General features: G+C 71.9%; 18 protein-coding genes. 4 read left to right on the forward strand and 14 right to left on the reverse strand.

What is annotated here, in order from left to right; genetic code table 11:
• Positions 1 to 22 precede the first annotated feature (22 nt).
• From ABZX96_RS28655 to ABZX96_RS28680, 6 genes are all read right to left on the reverse strand, one after another.
• The gene (locus ABZX96_RS28655; protein ID WP_355549950.1) at positions 23 to 1,474 is read right to left on the reverse strand and encodes a hypothetical protein; all 1,452 of its coding nucleotides are present in this window, start codon (positions 1,472 to 1,474) and stop codon (positions 23 to 25) included.
• 2 nt (positions 1,475 to 1,476) lie between these two features.
• Positions 1,477 to 1,806, reverse strand: coding sequence for a hypothetical protein (locus ABZX96_RS28660; RefSeq protein WP_355549952.1), 330 nt, complete (start codon positions 1,804 to 1,806; stop codon positions 1,477 to 1,479).
• Positions 1,807 to 1,837: 31 nt separating this feature from the next.
• Entirely contained in the window at positions 1,838 to 3,040 is a 1,203-nt protein-coding gene (gene mycP, locus ABZX96_RS28665; protein ID WP_355549954.1) for a type VII secretion-associated serine protease mycosin, read from the reverse strand.
• A gap of 322 nt (positions 3,041 to 3,362) precedes the next feature.
• Positions 3,363 to 3,656: a WXG100 family type VII secretion target gene (locus ABZX96_RS28670; protein ID WP_355549956.1), complete on the reverse strand. Its 294-nt coding sequence runs from the start codon at positions 3,654 to 3,656 to the stop codon at positions 3,363 to 3,365.
• A gap of 139 nt (positions 3,657 to 3,795) precedes the next feature.
• On the reverse strand, positions 3,796 to 4,119 hold the full coding sequence (locus ABZX96_RS28675; protein WP_355549958.1) for a WXG100 family type VII secretion target: 324 nt from the start codon (positions 4,117 to 4,119) through the stop codon (positions 3,796 to 3,798).
• Between the two features lie 430 nt (positions 4,120 to 4,549).
• Positions 4,550 to 6,196 carry a type VII secretion protein EccB gene (locus tag ABZX96_RS28680; RefSeq protein WP_355549960.1) on the reverse strand — a complete coding sequence of 549 codons (1,647 nt, stop codon included), beginning with the start codon at positions 6,194 to 6,196 and terminating at the stop codon, positions 4,550 to 4,552.
• A 348-nt stretch (positions 6,197 to 6,544) separates the two neighbouring features.
• Between ABZX96_RS28680 and eccE the strand changes: the two genes are divergently transcribed.
• From eccE to ABZX96_RS28695, 3 genes are all read left to right on the forward strand, one after another.
• Positions 6,545 to 7,765 (forward strand): type VII secretion protein EccE, encoded by a 1,221-nt coding sequence (gene eccE / locus ABZX96_RS28685; RefSeq protein WP_355549961.1) that lies wholly within the window; start codon positions 6,545 to 6,547, stop codon positions 7,763 to 7,765.
• A complete protein-coding gene (locus tag ABZX96_RS28690; RefSeq protein WP_355549963.1) occupies positions 7,765 to 8,610 on the forward strand; it encodes a hypothetical protein in 846 nt (281 codons plus the stop codon). The genes eccE and ABZX96_RS28690 overlap by 1 nt, the downstream gene beginning before the upstream one ends.
• 514 nt (positions 8,611 to 9,124) lie before the next feature.
• A complete protein-coding gene (locus ABZX96_RS28695) occupies positions 9,125 to 12,652 on the forward strand; it encodes an SCO5717 family growth-regulating ATPase (protein ID WP_355549964.1) in 3,528 nt (1,175 codons plus the stop codon).
• Between the two features lie 193 nt (positions 12,653 to 12,845).
• Here ABZX96_RS28695 and ABZX96_RS28700 read toward each other — a convergent pair whose 3' ends face one another.
• The 8 genes from ABZX96_RS28700 to rimP all read right to left on the reverse strand — a co-directional run bounded on the left by ABZX96_RS28700 (position 12,846) and on the right by rimP (position 21,838).
• Complete coding sequence (locus ABZX96_RS28700) at positions 12,846 to 13,805, reverse strand: bifunctional riboflavin kinase/FAD synthetase (RefSeq protein ID WP_355549965.1); 960 nt, start codon at positions 13,803 to 13,805, stop codon at positions 12,846 to 12,848.
• A gap of 694 nt (positions 13,806 to 14,499) precedes the next feature.
• Positions 14,500 to 15,426, reverse strand: coding sequence for a tRNA pseudouridine(55) synthase TruB (gene truB / locus ABZX96_RS28705; protein WP_355549967.1), 927 nt, complete (start codon positions 15,424 to 15,426; stop codon positions 14,500 to 14,502).
• Complete coding sequence (gene rbfA / locus ABZX96_RS28710) at positions 15,423 to 15,872, reverse strand: 30S ribosome-binding factor RbfA (protein ID WP_355549969.1); 450 nt, start codon at positions 15,870 to 15,872, stop codon at positions 15,423 to 15,425. The genes truB and rbfA overlap by 4 nt, the downstream gene beginning before the upstream one ends.
• Before the next feature lie 54 nt (positions 15,873 to 15,926).
• Positions 15,927 to 16,223, reverse strand: a complete 297-nt coding sequence (locus tag ABZX96_RS28715) for a DUF503 domain-containing protein (protein WP_355549970.1) — start codon at positions 16,221 to 16,223, stop codon at positions 15,927 to 15,929.
• Positions 16,224 to 16,413: 190 nt separating this feature from the next.
• On the reverse strand, positions 16,414 to 19,503 hold the full coding sequence (gene infB, locus ABZX96_RS28720) for a translation initiation factor IF-2 (RefSeq protein ID WP_355549972.1): 3,090 nt from the start codon (positions 19,501 to 19,503) through the stop codon (positions 16,414 to 16,416).
• A gap of 149 nt (positions 19,504 to 19,652) precedes the next feature.
• Positions 19,653 to 19,940, reverse strand: a complete 288-nt coding sequence (locus ABZX96_RS28725; RefSeq protein WP_355549974.1) for a YlxR family protein — start codon at positions 19,938 to 19,940, stop codon at positions 19,653 to 19,655.
• A gap of 342 nt (positions 19,941 to 20,282) precedes the next feature.
• Positions 20,283 to 21,275, reverse strand: a complete 993-nt coding sequence (gene nusA, locus ABZX96_RS28730) for a transcription termination factor NusA (protein ID WP_355549976.1) — start codon at positions 21,273 to 21,275, stop codon at positions 20,283 to 20,285.
• A gap of 2 nt (positions 21,276 to 21,277) precedes the next feature.
• A complete protein-coding gene (gene rimP, locus ABZX96_RS28735) occupies positions 21,278 to 21,838 on the reverse strand; it encodes a ribosome maturation factor RimP (RefSeq protein ID WP_355549978.1) in 561 nt (186 codons plus the stop codon).
• A 118-nt stretch (positions 21,839 to 21,956) separates the two neighbouring features.
• Here rimP and ABZX96_RS28740 point away from each other — a divergent pair, with 118 nt between their 5' ends.
• Positions 21,957 to 22,541 carry a hypothetical protein gene (locus tag ABZX96_RS28740; protein WP_355549980.1) on the forward strand — a complete coding sequence of 195 codons (585 nt, stop codon included), beginning with the start codon at positions 21,957 to 21,959 and terminating at the stop codon, positions 22,539 to 22,541.
• Positions 22,542 to 22,585 lie beyond the last annotated feature (44 nt).

Genomic DNA, 22,585 nt, shown 5'->3' on the forward strand with positions numbered 1-22,585 from the left:
CACTCATTGGACAGATCGGCTCCTACTCAATGACCTTCGGCGCAACGTTACGCTCCGGCGTCCAGGTCTCCTCGTCTTCCACGAGGTAGTCGGGGCGCTCGCCATTGGGGCCCCTGTCCTTGGCCTTGCCGCCATGCGCCCCCGGCGCCCCTGCCATACCCGTGGCGCGCTGACCGGCAGCCTCGCCCGCTTGTGTGCCTCCTCGGCTCCGGTGCAGGCCCGAACCCCCCTGGGCCCCGCTACCAGACGGGCTTCCCACGGTGCTCCCCGCAGCGATGCCTGCCTTCCGTCCGAGAGCGCCTCCGCCCATGGCGCCGGCACCCCCGACCACCCGGCCAATCCCAGCGCCACCTCCAGCACCTCCGGGCATACCCGGACGTGCTGTCCGCCCGCCGGCGCCGAGCCCGCCGACGCTCCCTACCCTGCCAACGGGCATGCCAGGGACGCCCGGGTTCGTCTGTCCAGGGCTCAGCTGACCTCCGGAATTGCCGCCCCCACCCGGTACGCCAGGAACCCCAGGCGAACCGCCCGGAATTGTCGGTGTCACCCGGTCACCACCGGGGGGAGTTCCCGGCAGGCCATCAAGCCCAGTGCCGATGCTGGGGAGCTGTGACGGGCGCAAGGTCTTCGGAGTGCTGCCCACACCGCCTGAGATGCCAAGCTGACGTGGCGCTTCCACTGCGCCAGGAGACTTATACCCGGGGCCCTTGCCCGAAGGCACCACCGTACTGGGAGTGGTGCTCCGGGGCGGCTTGACGACACTGTCGGGCAGGGGAACGAACGGAGGAGGAGGCAGCGTGTCATCGCGCGGCGGCACTTCTCTCTCGCCGACCTGCCCAACCGGTGGCTTGCCGATAGAGGCTGCGCTGGACCGGTAAGACGCCCCCAGATGCTCCATAATGATGGCGGTCTGAAGCTGGCGTTCCTTGCCCTCGGAGAGCTCACCGGAGTTGCCGTCAAGGACCGCCTGGGTGGATTTACCGCTGCTCAGCTCGTTGTTCGCCTTGGTGTCGTCACGTCCGCCCTTCTGCCCGAAGGTGACGACCTTGAGCGCGTAGTTGCCTACCGCGTCCATGTTGCTCTCGGTGCCGGTGGGCTTCTGCATGGCGTCGACTTTTTCCTTGTAGTCGCTTAGCGACTTGCTCACGCCCTCCATCACCACTTGCATGTTGTCTGCGTACGGAGCGGCATTCGCGATGTTCTGGCTGATCTTCTTGGCGTACTCTCGGAAACCTTGTGCCGCCTTGCCGCCCCAGTGCTCCAGAACCTCGTCGATCGCGTCGTCGAACTCCTTCTTCAGGCCGCCTCCACCCTTTGGGCCCACCAGCCATTCACTGATCTTCTTCCACGCCATGGCGATGCCGTGGACCGCGCCCGGGTCAGCGTTCGCCACCATGGCCTTGAGTTCGTCCATGTCGTAGCGGAAGAAGTCGGTGGTGTGCTCGGCGTGAAAGCCCCCGTCTTTCTTGGTCATCCTTACTTCCCTTCGGGATTCAGAGCGTTGGTGACGTCGTATTCACGATCGTGGTAGGCGTCCCGGGCCTTGGCCGTCTTCACACTGAGGTCCTGAATGAGGTCACTGATCAGCTTGAGGACGAAATCCTCCATGTACGACTTCATCTCGTCATGCGCCCGCCGCAGCTCCGCTTCCTCTCCGAAGCCCTTGCCGAGCGCACCCGCCGGCAAATATGTGCTGTAGCCGGCCATTCCCTTGGCCTCCGTCATGGCCTTGAGCACACCGCCGAGCTTGCGCCCTACTTCGTCCAGTGCTTCGAGATCGACGTAATACTCGTCCCTGCTGCCCATTACTGCCTTCCCCGTGAGTGTTCTTGTGAGCTTATGCGTGGTGCTTGCGCCGCCAGTCGCGCAAGGCGACGGACGAGCCCGCGACGGCGGCGACGGCGAGGGCGCCGCCGCCGAGGATGTAGATGGCGATGCGGGTGCGGCGTTCCTCGGGGCTTTCGCCGATGGTGAGGGACGCTGACTGGATGTTGGCGCCGGTGTTGACGGCGTTGTCCGCGGCGGAGTCCGGTGTGGGCGGGCCGGTCGGCTTGGTGTCGTCCTTCAGGGCCGCCACGGGGTCGATGACGCCCCAGCCGATGTTGTGGTCCCGGTCCTTGCGGACGCGGTCGGCGGTCTTCTCCAGCTGCCAGATGACTTCCTGGGGCTTCCACCTGTCGGGGCCCTTGTGCCGGCCGATGATCAGGGCGGCGGCGCCTGCGGCGTAGGGGGCGGCGAAGCTGGTGCCCTGGTCGACGCAGTTGCCGCCGTTGGGGACCGTGGAGACCATGTCCACGCCGGGGGCGGCGAGGTCGACGAAGGAGCCGGCCTGGGAGAAGGGCGCGCGTTCGTTGTTGCGGTCGGACGCGGCCACGGCCATGACGTTGGAGTTCCGGAAGGCGGCGGGGTACATGTTCTGTTCCTCGCCGCTGGCGCCGCCGTTGCCCGCGGAGGCGACGATCAGAACGTTCTTCTTCTCGGCGTTGTCGACCGCCTGCCGGAGCGTGATCAGGCTGGACTCCGGCGCGTTGGTGCCCTGGGAGATGTTGATGATGTCGACCCCGGCGGCGACCGCGTCGTTGATGGCCTTGGCCAGGGCCGGGGCGGTGCCGCCCTTTTCCTCGTTCGTCTGCTGGTACGGCACGATCGTCGCCCCGGGGGCGATGCCGAAGAAGCCGGAGCCGGGCTTGGGGCGGGCCGCGATGATGCCGGCGACCTTCGTGCCGTGGCCGACCTGGTCGTCGTCGGGCTTGCCCCCGACGTAGGACTTGCCGCCCGCGCCGAGGGCGGGCTTGATCTGCTGGTTGCCCGCGTCGACGCCGGTGTCGATGACGGCGACCCGGACGCCCTCGCCCATGCCGTGCGCCCACATCTGGCGGGTCAGGAGGCGCTGGAGCGACCAGGGGGTCTCTTTGATGTCGTCGGTGCCGAAGGTGCACTGGCCGCTGTTGAGCGGCACGTTCGGGTCCGCGACCGCCGGCGCGGCGGACGCGCAGGACAGGCCGACGGCGCTGGCGGCACCGACCAGCGCCACCGCCACGCGTCGGCGGTGTCCGGCTCGGTGACCATTGGCGCGAGATCCCACGGGTGTCTGCTCTCCAGTGATGAGGGGGCGGGAGGGAGAGGAGGAGAAAGGAGAGAGGGAAAAGGAAAGGAGGAGCGCACGAGGAGGAGGGGCGCACAACGACGGAATGAGGGCGAGCGCGTCGATCCGGTGCGCTCGCCCTCATTCACTACTGTGCGAGCCTTCGCGGCTGCTCAGCCGTGGTGCGTCTCCGTCCGTCCGACGGCTTCGGCTTCGTCGGTCTCACCCGGGCGTACCGGGGTGGCCGACGGCGCCGGGGCCGTCCGCGGTGAACGGATCAGCCGCCCCAGATGCCGGCGTTCTTCTGCTCGGTGCTCTGGTAGTTCTGCGCCGCGGTGTCCAGCGCCTTGGCGATGGCCTCCAGCGTGGAGTGGAGGGACGCGGCGCGCTGGTCCCACTCGCGCTGGCGGGCCTGGTACCCCTCCTGCGCGGCACCTTCCCAGCTGGCGGCGATCTTCTTGACGCCTGCCTCCAGCTCGTCGAGCTGGCTGCGGATGTTGTTGGCCGTGCCGCGCACGTCGGCGGCGGCCTGCGAGATCGTCGAGAAATTGACGAGGATCTGGCCGGACATGTGATCTCCCCGGGGAGTTGTGAGGACTGGTCGATTCACGCGCCGCGGCGGGCCGCCGGTGCGGCGGGCCGGGTGACCGGCCGGCCGTCGGCCCTGCGCCGCGGCGGGGCGGTGCGCCGCGTGACGCGGCGCGGCCCGGTCATCCGAACGGCGAGGCCTGCGCGGAGATCTGCGAAATCGACTGCTGCTGCTCGTTCTCCGAGGCCACGTAGTTCTTCGTGGTCGCGTCGATCGCTTCCTTGATCTCGCTCAGCAACTGGTTCAGACGCGTGGCGTCGTCGTTCACCTGAGTCTGGAGCTGGTGGTACGAGGTGGCGGCGGCGCCGCGCCACCCCGAGGTGATGCCTTCGACGACCCCGTTCAGGCGCTTGATCTGCCCCTGAATCGACTCGTTGACCGAGGCGATACGGCCGCTGAAGGCGACCATCTCCGCCTCAGTGGTTGTGAACTGCTGACCAGCCATAAGTCAACGTCCCCCATGAGACTCGTACGTTGATCCGCGGGGCGCCGGTGACGGCGCCGCACGGTAGGCGTCTTCTGTTGAAGCCTTCCGCCACTTTAACCACTCTGTACGTCCGGCCCAACCGCGGGGTGGACGTTGTGACGCGATCACAACATTGCCAACTACGCACCTCGGAGCGGTGTTTCACCGATTCGCGAAACGGAATCGGACAGAAGCCTTTATTGGGCTATTCGACCAGAAAAGAGAATCGGGGTGGGAGGAATCCCGAACGGGATCACCTCGGGACGGGCCGGACGCACAACGGAGAAGGCGTGACCGGAGAAGGCGTGACCGGAGAAGGCATGGGTGAAGACGGCACGGGTGAAGAAGGCGCGGGCGGAGAAGACGTGAACGGAGATGGCGCGGACCGTGAAGGCCCCGGCGAACCCGATCAGGAAGTCTGCGGCTTCTTGGCGCTCGCCACGTCCAGCGTCGGGCCTTCGGACAGGAGCTCCGACCACGCCTTGCTGACCGTCGGCGGATGCACGTTCTCGTATCCGAGGTGGATCTGGGACTGGTTCTGTTCCTTTTCCGCGTTGCCCGCCTTCGTGGCGCTGTCATTGTTGCGCGGAACGGCGTAGCGCAGACCGGTGTCCGTGACGAGGTAGAGCGTTCCGGTTTTCTCCAGCGCGTTCACCTGCTGGTACAGCAGTCCACTGCCCGGAGTCACGTACGAGGTGGCGCCCGGGGCGATCTTCGCGGGGTAATCCTTGCCGACCCAGGTCGACATCTTCGGGACGGCGCCGTCGAAACCGAGCGCCTTGCCGGCACCGTTCGCGTAATCCACGGAAGTGCCGTGGTAGACGCTGCAGCTGACGTTCGCGCCGTTCGCCGCGTCGCCGATGTGCGTACCGCCCCGGGTGGCGTCGGCGTTGGCCATGCCGACGACCTCCTGGGGCCAGGGCAGCGGCATCTTCGTCTTCGGGTCGGATCCGAAGTACTGGATGGCGCGGCCGTCGCCGTCGAGCATGGGCGTGATGCTGGAGATGGCGACCTGCTTCGGCTCCATCTTCTGGCTGTTCCTCGTCACCTTCTGCGCGTTCGGGCCTTCCATGAGCAGCTTGGCGACGAAGTTCGACACCTTCTGTACGCCTTCCTTGAGGACGACGTACTTCTCCTGGGACTCGTTGGCCTGCAGGATGCTGCCGATGACGTTGGCGTCCTTGGGCACGCCCGGAGCGTTCGACTGCCCGCCCGCGTCCGGGACCACCGGCATCCCGATCGGCACCGGGCTCTTGATGAGCGTCTCCATCCACTCCGCGGAGACCTGCTGCGGCTGGGCGTCCTGGAAGACGACGCGCCGCAGCATGTCGTCGAGCTGCTGCTTCTGAGGCGCCGGCACCGGAATCCGCCCGCCCATGCTGGAGTCGAAGGTGAAGGCCACACCGTTCTCGTCCACGAGGTACTTCTCGCCGTGCGGGTCCTGCACGTAGAGCGCCTGGTGGAGGTCGAGCCTGCCCTTGTCCTCGACGAGCTTCTTGTCCTTGCCGCCGAGGACGAAGACGGCCTGCTGCGCCTTGCTGTTGGTGCCGCTCCCCGGGCGCGAGCACACGGCCCAGTACTTCGGCGCCTCGGCCTCTTTGGCGGTGGGCAGACGGTCCGGGGCGTACGGAATTCCGATGGCCGGACCGTGCGGAATCTTTCCGTCGAGTTCCGATTCCTTGACCTTTACGACCTTGAACTTCTTCGGGTCGAGAAGGAGCTTGGCCGAAGCGAGGTTGAGGATGGGGTGCAGCAGTTTCTGGTTCCGGCCCTTTTCGTCCTTGCTGTTGAGGACGACATAACGCGTGGTGGACTCGTCGCCGACGATGACGTTCTGCGCCGGCTTGTCCCAGCCTTTCGGCGCGACGGGTTTGAGGACACCGCAGGCACCGAACCCGACAACGATCACCACGCCGAGAAGGACGCTGGGCAGCACGGTCTTGAGCGGTCGCGGAGCGCTTTCGATCGATCCGTTCGGCAGCGGCTTCAGAAATGCGGCAGTCGTCCGCTTTCGCGCGAACGAATACGCATTCAGCTCGTCCCGACGTGATGCCATTGTCGCTATTTCTCCCCGCCTGTCGGATCCATCGTGGACCGCACCCGGCACTCGCGCCGCAGCGCCCTCTACTATGCCGTGTGTCGATCGACCCGTACCGTACGGGTGCCACCTTCCACGACACCAGTCTCGGCGTCGGTCACGGCGCTCGGAGGCCACACCACCAGTAGAGGAGCAGGCCGGGGGATGTCCAGCGCCACCAGGGCTCGACGCCGCAATGGGCGGCAACAACAGCAACAGCCTTCCGCCGCACCGCATTATGCGGAAAACGGGGGCCCAAACGGGATGGCACCGGGCAATGCGGGAAATGGCCGCGATTCCGCGGAACGGTCCGCGACCGCCGGACCGGTGGCCCCCCGGCTGCGTGCCCAGGCCGGGAACATCGGTGGCGTCCGGGTCCAGCAGCTCGCCCTGGTCGAACTGGCCGCCGCGCTCCTCCTGGTGGGCTGGTCGCTGGAGAACCCGATCGCCCTGGGCGTCGCGGGCGTGGTGGCGGTGGTGCTGATCGTCCTCGCGGTGGGCCGACGGCGGCGGATCCCGCTCCCGGAGTGGATCGTCACCGTGCGGGCGATGAAGGGCCGCGCCAAGCGCAGCGGTTCGGCGTCCACGGCCGGCGTGGACCCGGCGTTCGCCCCCGTGGTGGAGTGCGACCCCGCGCTGCGCACCTACGAGTACACCGACCCCGAGCAGCGGGCCATCGGCTTCGTCGGGGACGGCACCTTCCTGACCGCCCTGGTGCAGGTGGACGCCCGGGACGAACCGCTGCGCCCGCAGGGCGGCGGGCGCGCGCTGCCGCTGGACGTGCTGCACACCGCGCTCGACGTCGAGGACATCCACCTCGAATCGGTGCAGTTCGTGCAGTACCTCCAGCCCGCGCCCGCGCCGCACCTTCCCGAGCAGGCCGTCGCGGCCCGCTCGTACGCCCCGTTGCAGGCGCAGACCCGCACCCCGGCGCTCCAGCTGACGTGGATCGCGCTCAAGCTCGACCCCGAACTGTGCGCGGAGGCCATCGAAGCGCGCGGCGGCGGGATGGAGGGCGCCCAGCGATCGCTGCTGCGCGCCGCCGACCAGCTCGTGAGCCGGCTCTCGGCGCGCGGCGTGCGCGCGCGGGTGCTCGCCGAGCGCGAGGTCGTGGCCGCGATCGGCACCGCGGTCTGCGTCAGCCCGCGCGCCGCCAGCGGCGCGATGGGGCGCGACGGCCGGGCGGCCCGCCGCACCCAGGAGACGCCCCGCGCGCTGCGCTGCGACGACCGCTGGCACACCACCTCCTGGATCGGCCGGTGGCCGCAGCTCGGGACGGGCGGCACGCCGCTGTCCGGCATCGTCCAGGAGCTGACCGGCACCCGCGCCATGGCGAGCACCTTCGCGCTGACCGCCTCGCACGGCAGCGGCCGGGCCCCCGCCATCTCCGGCTACGTCCGCCTGTCGACCCGCAGCGAGAGCGAACTCGACGCCGCCCAGCAGGAGTTGGAGCGGCGCTCCGGCACGCTGAAGGTCGGCCTCGTACGGCTGGACCGCGAGCAACTGCCCGGCCTCCTGGCCACGCTCCCCCTCGGAGGTACCCGCTGATGGCCACGCCCACCTACCAGCCGCGCACCGACCAGAGCGGTTCCGGCTGGCGCAACCCCACCGGCGGCCCCACCGCCGCCACCCGTCGGCGGCCCTCGCACCAGCCCCGCCCCGACGAGCGGCGCACCGCCCCCACCGGCCCCAAGCCGCAGCCCGGCTTCGGCCTGCGCGGCCCCCGGCGCAACCCGCACGTCCTGACGGCGGAGTCGCTGGCCTCCCTGGACCTGCCGGTCGGCGACGACGGCGTCGTCATCGGCGTCGACCCGCAGAACCAGCCCGCCGTACTGAGCCTGCTGCGCCCCACCCCGCTCGAAGTGGTGCTGGTCGGCAGCATGTGGATGGCGCAGGTGCTGGCGCTGCGCACGGTGGCGACCGGCGCCCGGGTGGCCGTCGAGACCGCCCGGCCGCCGGCCTGGGCGCAGATGGCGCAGGCCGCGGGCGGCGGCCAGCAGTGCGTCTCGGTCCACGACGTCCGGCAGATCGCGCCGCAGGGCCCCACGGTGTCCAGCCCGGTCCTGGTGGTACGCGACATGGGCGCCCGCCCGCCGCGCAACCAGCTCGCGCCCAGCCCCTGGCAGTCCGTCCTGACGGTGCTGCCGTTCCTCGGCCCGCGCTCCCCGCAGATGATGGCCCGCGCCGACCTCGTCGGGCTCCAGCGGCTGTCCCCCGAGGAGGCCGAGGTGGTCACGCGCGTGATGCGGCTGCCGCGGCAGATCGGCGGCGTGCTGCCGACGCTCAGCGACAACGCCATGCTGTGGTGCACCCGCGACAGCCACCAGTTCGTGATGACGCAGCCGACGGACGCGGAGACCGGTCTGCTCGGTGCGGCGCGGCGGATGGACTGAGGGGGCGGCGGACGGTTCGGGGGTGGTTGCCCTCGGCGCGGCGCTCGGCGCTCGGCGCGATAGGGGCGGGACGGCGGTGCGGCCGGTCCCGCCCCCTTTCTTTTTTGGGTTTCGGGGGCGGATCCGTGCCGGGGTCGTGGAGAGGGTCGTCTTTACGGGGATCGGTGGGGCCTGTGTGACGGGTGGGAACGCCGACGAGTCGGCCGTTCCCCGGGGTGCTCGCGGACTGACGCCGCGTCGGGCGCGGGCGGGTCCGTGGGGCGCGCCCGCTGGTGCGCCGGTGCCGTGTGAAGACGGAGGGACAGCGGCTGCCGTTCGCGGCCGTCTCTTGATTAGGCTGTACGGAGAGCCGCAGGAGCACACCGGTCGGCTGCCGGTACGGGGATGGAGAAAGTCAAGTGTTGGCGCAATCCGGGGCTTCCGGGGCGGCGTGCTCCGACGTCCGCCACATCCGTTTGATCCGCCTGTATCCGGTCTTGCCGTTCAGGTGCGTTTCAGTACACCAGGAGGCACAGTGAACGAGCAGGAGGCTTTCCGTCCGGACGGGAGCGATCCTGAGGACGACCAGTCCGAGTTCGACCTGACCGGCGAATTCAAGATCGATTTCGCGGCGCCGGCCTGGTATGCGAGCAACGACTCCAGCGGTGGTGGCGCGAGCGCCGCCGCCCCGCCTCCCACACCCGCACCCGCGACGCCGCCGGCCTCTGCCGCGCCGACCCCGCCGCCGCCCACGGGAGCTCCGTTGGGGGTGCCGGGGCCGCCTGCGCAGGGAGCCCCCTTCGCGGGTCCGCAGGGTGGGGCCCCGGGCGTGCCCGGCGTCCCGGCCCCCGCACCGGCGCCACACCCCGCGGTCGCGCCCCCGGCCCCGCCGAACGCCGCCCCGCACTCCCCCGCCCCGGCTTCCACGCCGGTGGCGGGCGGCGCTCCCGCGCCCCTCGCGCCCCCGGCCGCGCCGGACGGCGTGCCGCCGGCCTACGCGGCGCCCGCGCCCTCTCCTGTGGCTCCCCAGACTCTCGAAGCTGCCGCCGCCCCGCCCGGATTCCCCTCGCTGCGGCCCCAAGAGGACGGTTCCGGCCCGGTCGGTGACGGAGGTTCGGGCGGCGCGCAGCCGACCCCGGCCGCCCAGCCGGAGACCGCCGCCCAGCCGTCTCCGGGCACCCGCCCCGCCGAGGCCGCGCACGCCGAACCGGCCGAAGGCGCGTCGGCGTCCGGCGGGCCCGCATCCGGTGAGGGCGCGTCCGATATCGCGTCCGCAGCCCCCGCCTCGTCCGACGCCTCGTCCAGTGCCATCGCTTCGTCCGACGCCGCGTCCGATGCCTCGGCCACCGCCGACGCGTCCCGCTCCGGCGGCGTCCGCAGCGGTACCGGCGCGGACCCCACCGCCGCGCTCTGGGCCGACGACCCCACCCCGGCGGCCGAGCAGCCCCGGACGGCGACGCCCGAGACCGGGCAGCCGCAGGCCCCCGAGGGGACCGGCCCCGCGTCCACGAGCCCGGAAGCGCCCGAGCAGCCCGAGTCGGCCTCCGCCGCACAAGGGTCCACGTCCGCCCCCGAGTCCGCGCCCACCGCGCCCGCCCAGCACCCGTCTCCCGAAGGCGCGGACCCCGGGCCGGGCGCGGACGCCGGGACGGCCGCGAACGCGGGCAACACCGCGGCTCCGGAATCCGGTGCCCCCGCGGCGCCCGAGGCCCCGGTGGCCTCCCCGGTCGCCCCCGGTCCGTACGCCCCGAACACCGCCCCCGCCCAGCAGCCTGGCCCCGGGCAGCAGATGCCACAGCAGATGCCACAGCAGATGCCGCAGCAGGGCGCGCCGTGGGGTGCCGCGCCGGAGGGGCAGCAGGCCGGTGCGCCCGTACCGGTCGGCCTGCCGCCGCTGCCGCCGGAGTTCCAGCCCGCCGACCCGCGGGCCGCCCAGCTGCAGGGCCGGCCGCAGCCGTACCCGACGGCGGAGGGCGGGCCCTACCAGGGCGCCCCGCAGCAGGCCGCGGCCCCGCACGCACAACAGGGCCAGCCGCAGCCCGCGCCCGGCGTCCCGCAGGCGCCCACACCGCAGACCGGTTACGGAGCTCCGCAGACGCCGCAAGCCGGTTACGGAGCTCCTCACCCCTACGGCACCCCGCAGGCCGGTTACGGATATCCGCAGCCCGCCTATGGTTACCCGCAGCAGCCCGTCCAGGGCGCCGGGGCCCCGCTCCCGCCGCAGGCCCCCACGCCGTACGGGCAGCCCGACGCGTCCCCCAACTCGGCCGCGCAGCAGGCGGGTTACGGCTACCCGCAGACCGGCCCCGGCCGGCCGCCGCACGGCGCGCCCCAGCAGGCCGACCCGCGCCAGGGCGTGCCCCAGCAGCAGGGCTACGGCTACCCGCAGCAGTTCGACGCCCAGCCGAACCAGCCGCACCAGGCCCCCGCACCACAGCAGGGCTACGGCTACCCCCAGCAGCCCACGCCCCAGGCGAACCAACCCCAGCCCCACCAGGCCCAAGCCGGGCACCAGCCCCAGCCCCAAGACCCGCAGGCCCAAAGCCAGCAGCAGCCCCAACAACCCCAGCCCTACCCCCCGTACCAGCAACCGGCCCCCACCCAGCCCCCCGCCGACCCCAACGCCCAGGGCACCCCGGCCAACCCGGCCGTCACCCCGGCCAACCCCTCGACCGGCACCCCGGCTGCCAACGCCCCCGCCTACGGCGCGTACGCCCAGCCCGCCCAGTCCCCCTACTCCCAGCAGGGCTGGTCGCAGCCGGGGCAGCCGCAGCAGCAGCGGGCCGCTCCCGGCGCGCCGCTCGGCTACAGCGCGGCCGTCGAGCTGACCTCGGACCGGCTGCTGCGCAACCAGCCCAAGAAGAAGAAGCCGGGTGCCAACGCCCAGCCCTCCCGCTTCAAGCTCGGCGCGAAGAAGGAGGAGGCGGAGCGGCAGCGGAAGCTGGAGCTGATCCGTACACCGGTGATGTCCTGCTACCGGATCGCGGTGATCAGCCTCAAGGGCGGCGTGGGCAAGACGACCACGACCACCGCCCTCGGCGCCACGCTGGCCTCCGAGCGCCAGGACAAGATCCTGGCCATCGACGCCAACCCGGACGCCGGCACGCTCGGCCGCCGGGTGCGCCGCGAGACCGGTGCGACCATCCGCGACCTCGTCCAGGCCATTCCGCACCTGCACAGCTACATGGACATCCGCCGGTTCACCTCGCAGGCGCCCTCGGGCCTGGAGATCCTGGCCAACGACGTGGACCCGGCCGTCTCCACGACCTTCAACGACGAGGACTACCGCCGGGCCATCGACGTCCTCGGCAAGCAGTACCCGATCATCCTCACCGACTCGGGCACCGGCCTCCTCTACAGCGCGATGCGCGGGGTGCTGGACCTGGCCGACCAGTTGATCATCATCTCCACCCCGTCCGTGGACGGCGCGAGCAGCGCCAGCACCACGCTGGACTGGCTGTCCGCGCACGGCTACGCCGACCTGGTGCAGCGCGGCATCACCGTCATCTCCGGGGTCCGCGAGACCGGCAAGATGATCAAGACCGAGGACATCGTGGCGCACTTCGAGACGCGCTGCCGGGGCGTGGTGGTCGTGCCGTTCGACGAGCACCTCGCGGCCGGTGCCGAGGTGGACCTCGACATGATGCGGCCCAAGACGCGGGAGGCGTACTTCACGCTCTCCGCCCTGGTCGCCGAGGACTTCTCGCGCACCCAGCAGGCGCCCGGCGGGTGGGCCGGCGATCCGCACGCCGGGCAGCAGATGCCCGGTGATCCGCACGCCCAGCCGCCGCACGCCGGGCAGCCGATGGCCGGCGGTCCGTACGCGCCGCAGCAGCAGCCGTACGCGCCGCAGCCCGGCCAGGAAGGGCAGCCCGCGCAGGCTCCGCAGCCGCAGCCGGGGCAGCCCGCACCGGCCGGCTACCCGCCGCAGCAGGGCGGCTGGCATCAGCAGCCGCCCGCCCAGGGACAGCAGCCGCCGGCCGGCTGGCAGCAGCCCGCGCCCCCGGAGGCGCCGGAACAGCAGGCCTTCCCGCCGGGCTGGCAGCAGCAGCCCCCGGCCTGACCCGGGGCACACGAAAGGGGCGGGGCCCGGCATCCGAAGATGCCGGGCCCCGCCCCTCGTTCGTCCGTCAGGTCCAGGACCGCTCAACCACGCCCGCCCCGGGCCGCTTTCGCCCGCGTCCGGCCGACCGGAAAGAGAGCCGTAAAGGAGTGCCACGGACCCCCGGGAACGCCCCGGAGCCTTCCGGAAAGCCCTACGCCCCGGCCTCGTCCTCCGCCGCGACCAGCTCCCGCGCCTGCTTCACGTCGACCGCCATCCGCTCCAGCAGCGCGTCCAGCGTCTCGAACTTCTCCTGGCCGCGGAGGTAGGCGAGGAAGTCCACGGCGACGTGCAGCCCGTACAGGTCCAGGCCCACGCGGTCGATGGCGTACGCCTCGACGGTGCGCACCTTGCCGTCGAACTGCGGGTTGGTGCCCACCGAGATCGCCGCGGGCATCGCCTCGCCGTCGGCGTGCAGCCAGCCCGCGTACACGCCGTCGGCGGGGATCGCGGTGTGCGGGAGGGTCTCCACGTTGGCGGTGGGGTAGCCCAGTTCCCGGCCGCGCTGGGCGCCGCGGACGACGACGCCCTCGACGCGGTGCGGACGGCCCAGGACCTCGCGCGCGCCCGCCATGTCGCCGGCCGCGACCAGCCGCCGGGTGAGCGTGGAGGAGAACGGCTCGCCGCCGCCCGCCTCGCCGCGCTCGTACAGGTCGATCACCTCGACCTCGTAGTCGTAGGTCTCGCCCAGCTCGGCGAGGGTGCCGACGTTGCCGGCGGCCTTGTGGCCGAAGCGGAAGTTGGGGCCCTCGACGACGACCTTCGCGTGCAGCTTGTCGACCAGCGCCTTCACCACGAAGTCGGCCGGGGACAGCTTGGAGAACTCCTTGGTGAACGGGAGGATCAGCACCGCGTCCACACCCAGCTCGGCCATCAGCTCCGCCCGCCGGTGGTGGGCCGCGAGCAGCGGGGGGTGCGTGCCGGGACGCACGACCTCGCTGGGGTGCGGGTCGAAGGTGACGACGACGGCCGGTATGCCCAGTTCGCGGGCGCGGGCCACCGCCCGTCCGATGATCAACTGGTGCCCGCGGTGCACGCCGTCGTAGGAGCCGATGGTGACGACGCTGCGTCCCCAGCCCTCGGGGATGTCCTCCAAGCCACGCCAGCGCTGCACTGTGCCTGCTCCCGCCCGAACTCTTGTCTCCACTGCGCCCTTACGGCCTTACGCAGGTCTAAGGGTGCCATGCCGCGCGGCCGGTCACGCGCGAAGGGTGCCCTCGCTCGTGTTACGTGCGGCACGCCGGGCCGGGCCGCGCCCACCCGGCCGCGCCGCCTTCGTCCGCGTCCCACGACGTACGCGCCCTACGGCGGGCGTGCGCGCCCCTGGAGACGGCGCGGGCGCCGTCACGAACGGCTCATCCGGCGAAAGCGCCCCCTTCGCGCCCGTTCTTCCTCCCACGCGCCTGCCCGTTCGAGTGACAGACGGGGGTTGAACGGATAAACACACAAGGGGGTAGGGAGGAGGACCGTGGAACGCGGGCCCACCGTGAACGGACGGGACCCGCGCTCCACGGGGCCGAGCCATCGGACGGCCCGCGACGACGGACCCCACCCGGCGGCGTCCGAACGCCCGGCACCACGCCCGCCCACCACCGGACCGGCACACGGCCACAGGCCACACGGCACACGGCACACGGCACACGGCACACGGCACACGGCACACGGCACACGGCACAGCAAACGGAAACCGCACCGCGACCGACAGCCGCACCCCCGGCCGGGAAACGGCACCGCCCCCCGAAAACGCCGACGGGCGGGCTCGCGGCACTCCCACGAACCCGCCCGTCCTCGCCCGAGGGCGACGGCTCCTACTGCCCGAACACCGCCAGGCTCTTGGCCTTCCCGCCCTGGTTCTCCAGCAGCGCCAGGAACGTCCCGTCCGGTCCGAAGGCCGCCACCGGGCCGGTGCCCTCGAAGCGCGGCATCGGGACGCGGGCGCCGTTGAGCAGCAGCCGCGCCTGCGGGGCGGGCACGTTCCAGCGGGTGAACGCGGCGTCGGCCGCCTCGCCGATCGGCATGACGGGCAGCTCGGCCTCGGGGTCGTCCACGGCGGCCTGGAGCTGCTCCAGCGTGTGCGCCCGGTCGAGCTTGTACGGGCCGACCCGGGTGCGCCGCAGCGCCGTCAGGTGGCCGCCGACGCCGAGCGCCGCGCCCAGGTCGCGGGCGAGCGCCCGGATGTACGTACCGGAGGAGCACTCCACCGAGACCAGCAGGTCGGTCACGGGGGTACCGTCCCCGGCCTCGGTCTCGTGGACGGAGTGCACGACGAAGGAGGAGACGGTCACCGGGCGGGCCGGTATCTCCACGTCCTCGCCGGCCCGCATCCGCGCGTACGAGCGCTTGCCGTCGATCTTGATCGCGCTGACCTTCGACGGCACCTGCATGATGGCGCCGCTCAGCTCCGCCACCCCCGCGTCGATCGCCTCACGGGAGAGCCCGTGCGCCGCCTTCGACGAGGTGATCTCGCCCTCGGCGTCGTCGGTGACGGTGGCCTGGCCGAGCCGGATGGTGCCGACGTACTCCTTCTCCGTCAGCGCCAGGTGGCCCAGCAGCTTGGTGGCCCGCTCGATGCCGAGGACGAGGACGCCGGTGGCCATCGGGTCCAGGGTGCCGGCGTGCCCGACGCGGCGGGTGCGGGCCATGCCGCGCATCTTCGCCACGACGTCGTGCGAAGTGAAGCCGGACGGCTTGTCGACGATGACAAGACCGTCCGGCCCGGTGTTCTGGTGCTTCATTCGGCAGCGGTGTCCTCGTCGTCCTGGCCCGGCCGGCGGTACGGGTCCGCCTCGCCCGCGTACGTGGCGCCCGAGGACGCCTGGCGCACCGCGGCGTCCGAGGCACGCGCCCGGTCGAGGAGGTCCTCGATCGTCTTGGCGTTCTCGGGGAGCGCGTCCGCGACGAACGTCAGCGTCGGCGTGAACTTCACACCGGCCGCCGCGCCGACCGCGGAGCGCAGGATGCCCTTGGCGCTCTCCAGGCCCGCCGCCGCGCTGGCCCGGTCCTCGTCGTCGCCGTAGACCGTGTAGAAGACCGTCGCCTCCCGCAGGTCGCCGGTGACACGGGTGTCCGTGATGGTCACGTGCGTGCCCAGCCGCGGGTCCTTGATGCCGCGCTGGAGCTTTTGAGCGACCACCTCCCGGATGAGGTCCGCCAGCTTCTTCGCCCGCGCATTGTCGGCCACTGGTCCGTCTCCTTCTTGTCTTCCACCATTGTGCTCTTGGCGCCGCCGACGTGCTCAGTCGTCGTGGTCGCCGTGGAACCGCCGCCGCACCGACAGCAGCTCCACTTCCGGACGTGCGGCGATCAGGCGCTCGCAGCGGTCCAGTACGTCCGACAGGTGCCCGGGATCCCCGGACACCATCGCGAGGCCGATCGTGGCCCTGCGGTAGAGGTCCTGCTCGCCGACCTCCGCCGCGCTCACCGCGTACTTGCGCTGGAGCTCGGCGACGATCGGGCGGACGACGGACCGCTTCTCCTTCAGCGACCGTACGTCGCCGAGGAGGAGGTCGAAGGACAGCGTCCCTACGTACATGCGTAACGGGTCAAGCCACCCGTGGGGCCTTCGGTGTACGTGTCCTGTGAACCGTACACGCAACGGACGGGGCCGATCGACGGAAATACTGCTCCGCCGACCGGCCCCGGTCGCCCGCCCGCTCCGCGGTCACCGTCTCCGGTGGGCCGCGTCACGGGCGGGCCGTGGTTCGCTGGTCAACCCCGCGGGGTCAGCCGCGCGGCTTCTCCCGCATCTCGTACGTCGCGATGACGTCGTCGATCTTGATGTCGTTGAAGTTCCCGAGGTTGATACCACCCTCGAAGCCTTCGCGGATCTCGGTGACGTCGTCCTTGAAGCGGCGCAGACCGACGATCGTGAGGTCCTCCGCCACGACCTTGCCGTCGCGGATGAGGCGCGCCTTGGTGTTGCGCTTGACCTCGCCGGAGCGGATGAGGACACCCGCGATGTTGCCGAGCTTGGAGGAGCGGAAGATCTCGCGGATCTCCGCCGTACCCAGCTCGACCTCTTCGTACTCCGGCTTGAGCATGCCCTTGAGGGCCGCCTCGATCTCCTCGATCGCCTGGTAGATGACCGAGTAGTACCGGACGTCGACGCCCTCGCGCTCGGCCATCTGCGTGGCACGGCCTTCGGCGCGCACGTTGAAGCCGATGACGATCGCGTCGGAGCCGGACGCCAGGTTGATGTCGGACTCCGTGACCGCACCGACGCCGCGGTGCAGGACGCGGATGTCGACCTCCTCGCCGACGTCGAGCTGGAGCAGCGAGGACTCCAGGGCCTCGACCGAACCGGACGCGTCGCCCTTGATGATGAGGTTGAGCTGCTGCACCTCGCCGGCCTTGAGCACCTTGTCCAGGTCCTCCAGGGAGACCCGGCGGGTGCGCTTGGCGAACGCGGCGTTCCGCTCGCGGGCGGCACGCTTCTCGGCGATCTGACGGGCCGTGCGGTCCTCGTCGACGACCAGGAAGTTGTCGCCGGCGCCCGGGACGTTGGTCAGACCCAGGACCAGGACGGGGGTCGAGGGACCCGCTTCCTCGACGTTGTTGCCCTTGTCGTCCAGCATCGCGCGGACGCGGCCGTACGCGTCGCCGGCCACCATCGTGTCGCCGACCCGCAGGGTGCCGCGCTGGACCAGGACGGTCGCCACGGCGCCGCGGCCACGGTCGAGGTGGGCCTCGATCGCGATGCCCTGCGCGTCCTGCTCCGCGTTGGCGCGCAGGTCGAGCGAGGCGTCCGCGGTCAGGATGACCGCCTCCAGGAGCTGGTCGATGTTGCGGCCCTCGCGGGCGGAGATGTCGACGAACATCGTGTCGCCGCCGTACTCCTCCGCCACCAGACCGAACTCGGTCAGCTGGCCGCGCACCTTGGTCGGGTCCGCGCCCTCGACGTCGATCTTGTTGACCGCGACCACGATCGGCACGTCGGCCGCCTTGGCGTGGTTCAGGGCCTCGATCGTCTGCGGCATGACACCGTCGTTGGCCGCCACCACGAGGATCGCGATGTCGGTCGACTTGGCACCACGGGCACGCATGGCGGTGAACGCCTCGTGACCCGGGGTGTCGATGAAGGTGATCCGGCGCTCTTCCTCGTTGACCTCGGTGGAGACCTGGTAGGCACCGATGTGCTGGGTGATGCCGCCGGCCTCGCCCGCGATGACGTTCGTCTTGCGGATCGCGTCGAGCAGTCGGGTCTTTCCGTGGTCGACGTGACCCATGACGGTCACCACCGGCGGACGCGCGACGAGCATCTCCTCGCCGCCCTCGTTCTCGCCGAAGTCGATGTCGAACGACTCCAGGAGCTCGCGGTCCTCCTCCTCCGGGGAGACGATCTCGACGACGTAGTTCATCTCCTGGCCGAGAAGCTCCAGCGTCTCGTCGGAGACCGACTGCGTCGCGGTGACCATCTCACCCAGGTTCAGCATGACCTGGACGAGCGACGCCGGGTTGGCGTTGATCTTCTCCGCGAAGTCCGTCAGCGAGGCACCGCGCGACAGGCGAACCGTCGCACCGTTGCCGCGCGGCAGCATGACGCCGCCCACCGACGGGGCCTGCATGGCCTCGTACTCCTGGCGACGCTGCCGCTTGGACTTGCGCCCACGGCGCGCCGGACCGCCCGGACGCCCGAAGGCACCCTGCGTGCCACCGCGGCCACCCGGACCACCGGGACGACCGCCGAAGCCGGGACGACCGCCGAAGCCGCCGCCACCACCGGGGCCACCGCCACCGGGACGACCGGCGAAACCGCCACCGCCACCGGGACGACCGCCGCCGCCACCGGGACGGCCGGCGAACCCGCCGCCACCCGGACGACCGGCACCCGCGCCGGGACGGCCGGGGCCACCCGGACCGCGGCCACCCGGGCCGGGGCGCGGGCCCGCGGCGGGGCTCTTGGGCATCATGCCCGGGTTGGGACGGTTGCCGCCCGGACGGGGACCGCTCTGGCCCGCGCCCTGCGGACGGGGCATGCCGCCCGGGGTCGGACGGTTGCCGCCCGGAGCCTGCGGACGCGGAGCGCCCTGGCCGGCGCCCTGCGGACGCGGACCGCCGGGACCGCCCTGGCCGCCGGGGCGCGGCGCGCCACCGGGCCGGGGGGCCTGCGGACGGGCCATGCCCGTGGAGCCACCGGAGGTGAAGGGGTTGTTGCCCGGACGCGGACCGGACGGGCGGTTGCCGCCGGGGCGCGGGGCGCCCTGGCGCTCACCGGCCGGGCCGGGGCGCGGGCCGTTGCGGCGCTGGTCGCGCTGCTCGCCACCGGGACGGCCGGGACGCGGGCCGGGGGTGGCACCACCGGGCTTCGGGGCCGCCGGGGCCGGGGCGGACGGCGGGGCCTGGAACTCCGGCTGCGCGGGCGCGGCCGGGCCGGGCTTGGGCGCCGGGGCCTTGGGGCCCGGCGTGGGACGCGGACCCGGGGTCGGGGCGCTGCTCTTGGGGGCCTGCGGCGCCTCGGGGGCGGCCGGGGCAGGCGCGGCCGGGCCCGGCTTGGGGGCGCCCGGCTTCGGGGCAGCGGGACGGTCCCCCGCTGCGCGGGAGGGGCCCCCAGCCTGCGCCGGGGACGGCGCGGACGGGGTGGGGGCACCACCCGGGCGACCGGGGGTGGGCGCCTTGCGCGGCGCGGGCTTGCCGGCGGCACGGCCGTTGCCGTTGCCCGCCTGGAAAGCGTCGGTCAGCTTACGAACAACCGGCGCCTCGATGGTCGAGGACGCCGAACGGACGAATTCACCAAGTTCTTGGAGCTTGGCCATGACGACCTTGCTCTCCACTCCGAACTCCTTGGCGAGTTCGTATACCCGGACCTTAGCCACTTCGCTCCTTCTAGGTCCGGGTGTCCGCCGGACCGTCGCTACTTCATGGGCGTACTCATCGCGTACTCATCGAGTGCTCATCGCAATCTCGACCTACTTCCGACTCGCGAGGTACCTGACCGCACGGTTCTCCGTGCGCTGTGCTGTTCTTACGGTGTTGCCTGATCAAGGTGTTCGACGTACTGGCGCAACGCCGTGGCGTCGAACGGTCCCGGGCCCCTGAAGGCCCGGGGGAAGGCCCGGCGGCGGACCGCCAGGTCGAGACAGGCCCGTGTCGGGTGCACGTAAGCACCCCGGCCGGGCAGCGTACCGCGAGGGTCGGGGGCACACTCGCCCTCGATCGCCACGATGCGCAGCAAATCACCCTTGACCGCTCGCTCCCGGCATCCCACGCAGGATCGCTCAGGGCATGCGCGGGCACGCGTCCGGCCAGACACTGGTTAAGTCTACCTCCCCGCGAGGACCTCACCCCTATGGGGTAATGCCCGAACGGTCGCTCGTCATTCCCGTCAGGCCACTCTGATCACGAGTGGCCTCTCACCGATCCGTTCCGATCGGTCACTTTCCGCAGGCGGGGCGGCTTTTGATCAAGGCCGCTCACCAGCCGCTTCGGATCCGTTCCGGACCGCTTCCGGTCCGCCCGGGACCGTTCCGGCCGCCGATCCTGATCGTTTTCGGCCGATCGACGCCCCGGGACCGCCGCGGTTCCCTGCGACACGGCCCTGCGGCCGTGCCACCTTCCCCTCAGCGGTCCCGTCAGTGGTCCGTGCGGGCCGGGTTCAGCCCCGGTCCGCCGGCTGCTCGGTGTCCGGGCGGATGTCGATCCGCCAGCCCGTGAGGCGGGCGGCGAGCCGGGCGTTCTGGCCTTCCTTGCCGATGGCCAGCGAGAGCTGGTAGTCGGGGACGGTCACCCGCGCCGAGCGCGCGGCCAGGTCCACGACCTCCACCTTGCTCACCCGCGCCGGGGACAGCGCGTGCGCCACCAGCTCGGCCGGGTCGTCCGACCAGTCCACGATGTCGATCTTCTCGCCGTGCAGCTCGGCCATCACCGCGCGCACCCGGCCGCCCATCGGGCCGATGCAGGCGCCCTTGGCGTTCAGGCCGGAGCGGGTGGACCGGACGGCGATCTTCGTGCGGTGGCCGGCCTCGCGGGCGATGGCGGAGATCTCCACCGAACCGTCCGCGATCTCCGGGACCTCCATCGCGAAGAGCTTCTTCACGAGGTTGGGGTGCGTGCGCGAGAGCGTCACGGACGGGCCGCGCACGCCCTTGACCACGCGGACCACGTACGAGCGCAGCCGCGTCCCGTGCGAGTAGTCCTCGCCGGGGACCTGCTCCTGCGTGGGCAGGATGGCCTCCAGCTTGCCGATGTCGACCAGGACGTTCTTGGGGTCCCGGCCCTGCTGGACGACGCCGGTCACCACGTCGCCCTCCCGTCCGGCGTACTCGCCGAAGGTGATCTCCTCCTCGGCGTCCCGCAGCCGCTGGAGGATGACCTGCTTCGCGGTCGTCGCCGCGATCCGCCCGAAACCGGACGGGGTGTCGTCGAACTCCCGGGGCTCGGCGCCCTCTTCGAGGTCCGCCGGGTCCTCCTTGGCCCAGACCGTCACGTGCCCGGTGGCGCGGTCCAGCTCCACCCGGGCCTGTCGGCGGCTTCCCTCAGTGCGGTGGTACGCGATGAGGAGGGCCGACTCGATGGCCTCGACCAGCAGGTCGAAGGAGATCTCCTTCTCTCGCACCAAACCCCGCAGGGCACTCATGTCGATGTCCACGGTTACGCCTCCTCCTGGCTCTCGTCGCTCCGGCCGTCGCGCCGCTCGTCGAGCCGCCCGTCGTCCTTGCCGTCGTTCTTCTTGTCCTGCTTGCGGTTGAATTCGATCTCGACCCGCGCACGGTCGATCTCGTCGAACGCGACCCGGCGGGTGGTGGGCTTGCGGCCCTTGACCCCCGGGACCTCCAGGTCCAGGCCCTCGTCGTCCACGGCGGTGATCCGGGCGACCAGTTCGCCGCCGTCCTTCAGGCGCGCCTTGACGAGCCGGTCGACGGCGCGGCGGTAGTGCCGCGGCTCGGTCAGCGGGCGGTCCGCGCCGGGAGAGGTGACCTCAAGGGTGTACGGGGCGCCGCCCATCGCGTCGGAGTCGTCCAGCACCTGGGAGACCTCGCGGCTCAGCGCCGCGCACTCGTCCAGCTGGACGCCGTCGTCGGAGTCGACCACGATTCTCAGCACACGCCGCTTGCCTGCCGGAGTCACCTCGATCTCTTCCAGATCCAGGTCTCGCGCGACGACCAGCGGTTCAAGCAGTCCGCGCAGCCTCTCGCTCTGGGTGGTGCTCATCCGGGTGACTCCTCGGCCGCGTGTGCTGTTGTGGGAAGGTCGCGTGTCGGGTCAAAGCCTATCTGTTCCGGCGGGGTACTGACGATTCGGTGGCCGGGCACGGATACTCTCGCCTGCGGTGATCACCGCCGACGACACCGGGGAACCCGACGAAGGGGACGTGCGCGACGTGCCGCTCACACGCAGGACCACCGTGCTGGCCGGCGCCGCGCTCGCGGGCGCGGCCGTCCTGGCGGGCTGTTCGGACGACGCCGGAGAACGCCGCGGCACCGGCTCCGAGGACAACGCGGCGGCCGACCGGCTGCGCGACCGGGCCGCGCGCGACAGCGCGGCGCTGCTCGCCCACTACGACGCCACGCTCGCCGCCCACCCCGCCCTCGCCCCGCGCCTGAAGCCGCTGCGCGCCGAAGTGGCCGCGCACGTCGGGGCGTTCGGCGGTTCCGCGAACGCCTCGCCCTCGGCGAGCGCCCGGCAGCCGTCCGGCCGGGCCCGCCCGGCGCCGTCCCCCTCCGCGTCCGCGCCGACCGTCCCCGAGGACGCCGCCAAGGCCCGCGCCGCCCTCGCGGACGCCGAACGCCGCACCGCCGACGCCCGCACCGCCGCGCTCGCCGACGCGCCCCCGGAACTGGCCCGGCTGCTGGCCTCCGTGGCCGCGGCCGGAGCGGCCCATGCCTATCTGCTGACATCGGGGGGCGGGGCGTGAGGGGTGCGCCTGAGGGTGCGGGCCGGGGCGGGGACGCGCCTCGG

This window comes from Streptomyces sp. NPDC003077 (genome assembly GCF_040611095.1).
GTDB lineage: Bacteria > Actinomycetota > Actinomycetes > Streptomycetales > Streptomycetaceae > Streptomyces.